Source organism: Sinosporangium album (assembly GCF_900100605.1).
GTDB lineage: Bacteria > Actinomycetota > Actinomycetes > Streptosporangiales > Streptosporangiaceae > Sinosporangium > Sinosporangium album.
Genome location: NZ_FNCN01000003.1, coordinates 379,953 through 385,989 on the forward strand (window position 1 = coordinate 379,953; position 6,037 = coordinate 385,989).

General features: G+C 67.6%; 6 protein-coding genes and 1 other RNA gene. 5 read left to right on the top strand and 2 right to left on the bottom strand.

The annotated features are described in order from the left end of the window. Window positions 1-24: 24 nt before the first annotated feature. The 4 genes from BLQ73_RS04965 (at window position 25) to rnpB (ending at window position 3,367) form a co-directional block, all read left to right on the top strand. The gene (locus tag BLQ73_RS04965; protein WP_093168659.1) at window positions 25-861 is read left to right on the top strand and encodes a Nif3-like dinuclear metal center hexameric protein; all 837 of its coding nucleotides are present in this window, start codon (window positions 25-27) and stop codon (window positions 859-861) included. After that, window positions 858-1,598, top strand: a complete 741-nt coding sequence (locus BLQ73_RS04970) for a zinc ribbon domain-containing protein (protein WP_093168661.1) — start codon at window positions 858-860, stop codon at window positions 1,596-1,598. Before BLQ73_RS04965 ends, BLQ73_RS04970 begins: the two co-directional genes overlap by 4 nt. Beyond that, entirely contained in the window at window positions 1,595-2,905 is a 1,311-nt protein-coding gene (locus BLQ73_RS04975; RefSeq protein ID WP_093168663.1) for a bifunctional RNase H/acid phosphatase, read from the top strand. Before BLQ73_RS04970 ends, BLQ73_RS04975 begins: the two co-directional genes overlap by 4 nt. Before the next feature lie 60 nt (window positions 2,906-2,965). After that, window positions 2,966-3,367, top strand: an RNA gene (rnpB, locus tag BLQ73_RS04980) — RNase P RNA component class A. 32 nt (window positions 3,368-3,399) lie between these two features. On the opposite strand, the gene BLQ73_RS04985 is transcribed toward rnpB, so the two are convergent. Both BLQ73_RS04985 and BLQ73_RS30960 read right to left on the bottom strand, forming a co-directional pair. Beyond that, window positions 3,400-4,095: a hypothetical protein gene (locus tag BLQ73_RS04985; RefSeq protein WP_143020122.1), complete on the bottom strand. Its 696-nt coding sequence runs from the start codon at window positions 4,093-4,095 to the stop codon at window positions 3,400-3,402. Between the two features lie 83 nt (window positions 4,096-4,178). Next, window positions 4,179-5,105 (bottom strand): DUF7224 domain-containing protein, encoded by a 927-nt coding sequence (locus BLQ73_RS30960; protein WP_143020123.1) that lies wholly within the window; start codon window positions 5,103-5,105, stop codon window positions 4,179-4,181. Window positions 5,106-5,786: 681 nt separating this feature from the next. Between BLQ73_RS30960 and BLQ73_RS04995 the strand changes: the two genes are divergently transcribed. Then, the coding region (locus BLQ73_RS04995) for a helix-turn-helix domain-containing protein (protein WP_143020124.1) at window positions 5,787-6,037 on the top strand (251 nt) is incomplete at its 3' end.

Below are 6,037 nucleotides of genomic sequence, written 5' to 3' on the forward strand. Positions count from 1 at the left end.
ACGGCCCGGCGGTAGTCTGCGCACGTGTCACGATCAACGCTCAACGATGTCGTGGCGGCGCTGGAAACCCTCTACGACCCCGCCTGGGCCGAATCCTGGGACGCGGTGGGGCTGGTCTGCGGGGATCCCGACCAGCCCGTGCGCCGCGTCCTGTTCGCCGTCGACCCCACCTGGGCCGTCGTCCGCGAGGCCCGCGAATGGGAGGCCGACCTCGTCGTCACCCACCACCCTCTCTATCTCAAAGGCACCACCAGCGTCGCCGCCTCCACCCCCAAGGGGCGGGTGATCCACACCCTCATCCGCTCCGGCATCGCCCTCTACACCGCCCACACCAACGCCGACAACGCCAACCCCGGCGTCTCCGACGCCCTCGCCCGCGCCGTTGGCCTCGACGGCGAACTCACGCCCCTCGCGCCGTCGCCGTACGGCGAGAGCCTCGGAATCGGCCGCGTCGGCGACCTCGCCTCTCCCGTCACCCTCGCGCGGTTCGCCGAACGGGCCGCCGCCGGCCTTCCCGCCACCGCGGCCGGCCTGCGCGTCGCGGGCGACCCCGACCGCGAGATCAGACGCGTCGCCGTCAGCGGAGGCGCCGGAGACTCGCTGCTCGGCGCGGCCCGCGCCAGCGGAGCGGACGTGTTCCTCACCGCCGACCTGAGACACCACCCGGCGAGCGAGTTCGTGGAAGCCGGCGGCCCCGCACTCGTCGACGCCGCCCACTGGGCGACCGAATGGCCGTGGTTGGGCGATGCGGCGGCACTCCTCACGTCCCGGCTCGCCCAGCGGGGCATTAACGTGGAGACGCACGTCTCCAGCAGGGTCACCGACGCCTGGACCACAACAGCACAGCGAGGGATGAAATGAAGGCTGCACCCGAGGCCCAGAAGCGCCTGCTCGACCTGGCCGGGCTCGACACCGCCCTCGACCGCCTCGCGCACCGGCGCCGCACGCTCCCCGAGCTGGCCGAGATCGCCGAGCTCACCACGAGGCTCGGCCGCCTCGCCACCGAGATCATCGGCGCCGAGACCGAGGCCGCCGACCTCGGGCGGGACCAGGCCAAGGCCGAATCCGACGTCGACGCCGTCCGCGTCCGCGCCGACCGCGACCGCAAGCGCCTCGACTCGGGCCAGGTCTCCTCCCCGCGCGACCTCGCCGGGCTCCAGTCGGAGATCGCGTCGCTGCAGCGCCGCCAGGACGACCTCGAAGAAATCGTCCTTGAGATCATGGAGCGCCGCGAGGCCGCCGACGCCCGCGTGGCCAAGCTCGCCGGCGAACGCGACGAGGTCACCGCCACCCGGTCCGCCGCCGACGACCGGCGCGCCGCCGCCTTCGCCGAGATCGACAAGGACGCCGACGAGACCCGGCGCAAGCGCGACGCGCAGACCACCGACATCCCGGCCGACCTACTCGCCCTCTACACCAAGCTGCGCGAGCAGACCGGCGTCGGGGCCGCCCTCCTCCAGGCGGGACGCTGCCAGGGCTGCCGCACCACCCTGCCCATCGCCGAGCTCAACCGCATCCGCAGCGCCGCGCACGACGAGGTCGTCCGGTGCGAGGAGTGCCGGCGCATCCTCGTCCGCACCGCGGAGTCCGGACTGTGACGTCCTACGTCATCGAAGCCGACGGCGGATCCCGGGGCAACCCGGGGCCCGCCGGCTACGGCGCCGTCGTCAAGGACGCCGCCGGGCGGGTCCTCGCCGAGACCGCCGAGGCCATCGGCACCGCCACCAACAACGTCGCCGAATACCGCGGCCTGATCGCCGGGCTCACCGCCGTCCTCGACCTCGCCGGCGACGGCGCCGCGGTCGAGGCGCGCATGGACTCCAAGCTCGTCATCGAGCAGATGGCCGGGCGGTGGAAGATCAAGAATGAGGGGCTGCGCCCCCTCGCCACCGAGGCGGCCTCCCTGGCCCGCCGACTCCGCGTCACCTGGACGTGGATCCCGCGCGCCCGCAACAGCCACGCCGACCGCCTCGCCAACGAGGCCATGGACGCCGCGGCCAAGGGCCTCCCCTGGCAGGCCAAGGGCCTCCCCGACGCCGACGAGGACCGTCCGGCCGCCGGGCCGCGGCAGGCCGACACGGGGACGTCACGCCACCGGGACGCGGCGGCCTCACAGCAGCGCGACGCCGGGGCTTCACGGCACCCGGACGCCGGGGCTTCAGGGCAGCGGGACGCCGGGGCTTCAGGGCAGCGGGACGCCTCGTGGAACGGCGACCGAGGCCCCAAGGCCCGACCCGGCGAGCAGCGCGGCGAGCACGACAGAGGCACCGGGTGGATGCCGCCCACACAGCACGCCACCACTCTGCTCCTACTCCGCCACGGCCAGACGCCCCTGTCCGTCGAACGCCGCTTCTCCGGCCTCGGCGACGCCGAACTCACCGCCGACGGGGTCGCCCAGGCCGAGGCGGCAGCCGAACGGCTGTCGCGAGAGCCGTACCAACCCCATGTGATCATCAGCTCGCCCCTCAAACGGGCACGCGCCACCGCCGAGATCGTCGCCGCCCGCTGCGGCGCGCCCGTCGAGATCGACGAAGGGCTGCGCGAAACCGACTTCGGAGCCTGGGAAGGCCACACCTTCGCCGAAGTCCAGCAGCGCTGGCCCGCCGAACTCGCCACCTGGCTCGCCGACCCCGCCGCGGCCCCGCCCGGCGGCGAGAGCTTCGCCGTCACCAGCCGCCGCGTCCAATCGGCCCGCGACCGCATCCTCCTCGCCCACCCCGGCGCCACCGTCCTCGTCGTCTCCCACGTCACACCCATCAAACTGCTCGTACGGCTGGCGCTCCTCGCCCCGCCCGCCGCCCTCTACCGCATGCACCTGGACGTGGCCTGCCTGTCGAGGATCGACTACTACGCTGACGGCCCGGCCGTCGTGAAATACCTCAACGACACCTCGCACCTCGCCTGACCGGCACGCGGCGCGGGCATGCCGTACCCCGCGGACTTGTTACCCTTGTTGCACGGCGGACGAGCCGGCCGGGCGGTCGCGTCGGGTTCACACGTGAACCCGCCGAGGAAGGTCCGGGCTCCACAGGGCAGGGTGGTCGGTAACCCCGACCCGGGGCGACCCGCGGGACAGTGCCACAGAGAGCAGACCGCCTTCCCCCTCACCGGGGGAAGGTAAGGGTGAAAGGGTGGTGTAAGAGACCACCAGCGCCCACGGCGACGTGAGCGGCTAGGTAAACCCCACCCGGAGCAAGGTCAAGAAGGGCCGCTCCTCACGGAGCGACCCGCGTGCGACGTTCGAGGGCTGCCCGCCCGAGCCGCACGGGTAGATCGCACGAGGCCGCCGGCAACGGCGGCCCCAGATGGATGACCGCCCCTTCGCACCCGCGAAGGACAGAACCCGGCCTACAGGCCGACTCGTCCGCCCTCCCCGCCACTGACCCGCGGCAATGCGGGTCAGCGGCGTTCGGCGCTTTTACCAGTCCGGAGCACACGACGAACTCGGATCACGAGTCTGTGCCTCAGGCGATCCCCGAACAGGATCAGTGCGACCCCACCTCCCAATGCCGCCGCGGTAACAGTCCACGACCAGAGCGAATCTGCCGCATACCGCGGAATGCTCCATGCGGGCGGCTCTGCGCTGCCGCTCTGCGCGGATTCGTAGAGCGGCACCAACAGCACGATGGGAAGCACCCAGCCCAGTGATCTGCCGAAGATCCAAGCAGACAGGCATGCGATACCTGTCCACCAGAGTGTGTTCCTCAGAACGAGCGGGGCCAATTCCGCGCTTTGGCCGGCAAACAGGCCGACGGAGATGAGCAGGAGTGCCGAAAGCGTCGCTGTGGCCATACAGATAAGGTCGATTTGCGCCATCGAGCGGGCCGCTATCCGATCGAAGTCGGCCATGCCGCTTCTAAGGACCAGAGATATCACACAGGCATAGGGGACTGGAAGCAAAATCGCCAGCGGAAGCGTCTCGGCCATTCCCGGGTTCATCACAGGAAGATGCACGCTTGCACGCCCCCATACCGCTGTCGCCAACGAGAGCACAACAAGCGCAAGAGCCGTTGCCGTCAATTTTCGAGCGCGAACGATGAAGGACGCCTCGTTCCACACCCATTTCTCTTCCGCATGACCAGGAAGGTCTTCCATCGCATTACCGTGATTCATTCCCGGATCCCAATAGGCGCTTGGTCTGAATTGCGAGAGGTGGAAAATGTCTCGTTCTCGATATTTCAGCGCCTGCAGTCATCGATAACGGCCAATTTGGAGCGGGCCCAAAGCACTTGCTCAGGGCGGGGTTTCTTAAGTACCTCGGCAACCTCTCGGCGATCGGCGTCCGTCATGGCACTGGGGTCGTGCTGAGGGTCCCCTAGGCCCTTCCAGGATGCAGATCGTATCCAAGTGAAAAGTTGATTCCCTGCGTCGACCAAAGGCTTGGCTTCGCCCTTGTCTCTAGGCCGGCAAGCGAAAGTACGTTCAATGGCCACGAACGCCATTGCCTGGATAAACGTTTCTTCGTTCTCGCCGCCGTGGACCTCATATCGCACAGCGGGGCGTTCTCTTGTTGTGTGCAGACCCGCTTCCAGCAGATCGATAGGAGGCAGGATGCCCGCCGTGGCCTCTGTCACGCGGGTGGCGGCTTCCTTTGCGATGGCTAAATAAGCGGAATTCTCCGGCCACAAGCATACCTGTTGAGAGTTGACGGGATTGGGCACTTGTTCGCATGCCGGATTTGAGTCGGCAAGTCGAGGGCGCTGCAGGGGGCCGCCGAACATCAATGTTGCAACACCTGTCAATCCGGCTGCCACCAATATCATTTGCCGGAACTTTGGTGTGCGTCTATCTCGTGTATTGAGATTTGCGCCAATGGAGAGAGCTGCGATTACAAAGACGGCGGCAAGGATGATACGACTTCCCAGCCCGATTGGACTGATCTCAAGCCGTGCGGGACCGTAGGAAGGCGCCAATGCCTGTAGAACAAACAAGGGGACGAAGGCGACGCCTGCAGCTGCGACGGCCGCAAGTCGGCTGGTGACCGCACTTCCCACCATATGTCCAACGGCTGCACAAAAGGTGAGCGCAGCCAAAGCCAGTAGGAAATATCCAGGCCACAAAAATCCGCTCGGTGCTTTCTGGGTGGTTATACTTGCCGCTGTCATTGTGGCAAATAAAAGAGGGGCCACGGTATGGCATAGCGTCCCGAATAAATGCAGGGCTTCGATTTGCCATCGCGGGCGTGCGGCCCCGGAGAGTTGCTCTCCCGTGCCACCCCGATGCACACGCTGCGCACTCCAAGCCGCCGCAGCGGCGGCGACCACTCCTGAAACGATGACGGCTACGGAAGCGGCCCTCGCGCTGGCCTGAGGCCAAATCAGCTCCCAGGATCTCCTGTCCGCCAACAGCATCACGAGTGCGATGGCGGACAGCGGCACTGAGAGCCATGCCAGCGGGGACCTACGTAGCTCAGTGCCAAGCGCATTCCTCATGCTTGAGATCCTTGACTCGAAAGCACGGACATATATCCCCGTTCGATTGCCGTATCCCCTCGGGCGTCGGGAGCCGCACGCTCCACGAGCTCCGCCGGCGTGCCCAGATACTCGATTCGCCCAGATTTCATAATCACTAGACTGTCGCACAGGGCGGCCACGTCTTCCACCAGATGTGTGCTCAGTACAATCGTGGCTCGTGCAGACAGGTTTCGTATTAAGTCACGAAATTCAAGCCGTTGCTCAGGGTCAAGTCCGACCGTTGGCTCGTCTAGAGAGCTTTAAAGGTGAGGGTTAGCTATCGTCACCTGATCGTCAGTTGGCACGCGCCCGCCCAGATGAGATCACCGGGGTATGAGATACCCCGACGGCGGAGGACTGACCACCGAGCAGCGCAAACGCCGCGAGCAGCTGCGGATGCGCGCCGCCGACCTCATCGCCCAAGGCGCCACCGACACCCGGATCGCCCGCGAGCTGCGGGTCACCCCGATGTCGGTCGGCCGCTGGCGCCGAGCCCTGGAGAACGGCGGACGCGCAGCCCTGACCTCCAAAGGAGCCGGCGGCGCCGAGTGCAGACTGAGCCCCGCCCAGCTCAGCGACCTGCA

Coding starts and splice junctions, on each gene's coding strand:
- BLQ73_RS04970 (WP_093168661.1), top strand. CDS start 858: ATGAAGGCTGCACCCGAGGCCCAGAAGCGCCTGCTCGACCTGGCCGGG.
- BLQ73_RS30960 (WP_143020123.1), bottom strand. CDS start 5,105: ATGACAGCGGCAAGTATAACCACCCAGAAAGCACCGAGCGGATTTTTG.
- BLQ73_RS04985 (WP_143020122.1), bottom strand. CDS start 4,095: ATGGAAGACCTTCCTGGTCATGCGGAAGAGAAATGGGTGTGGAACGAG.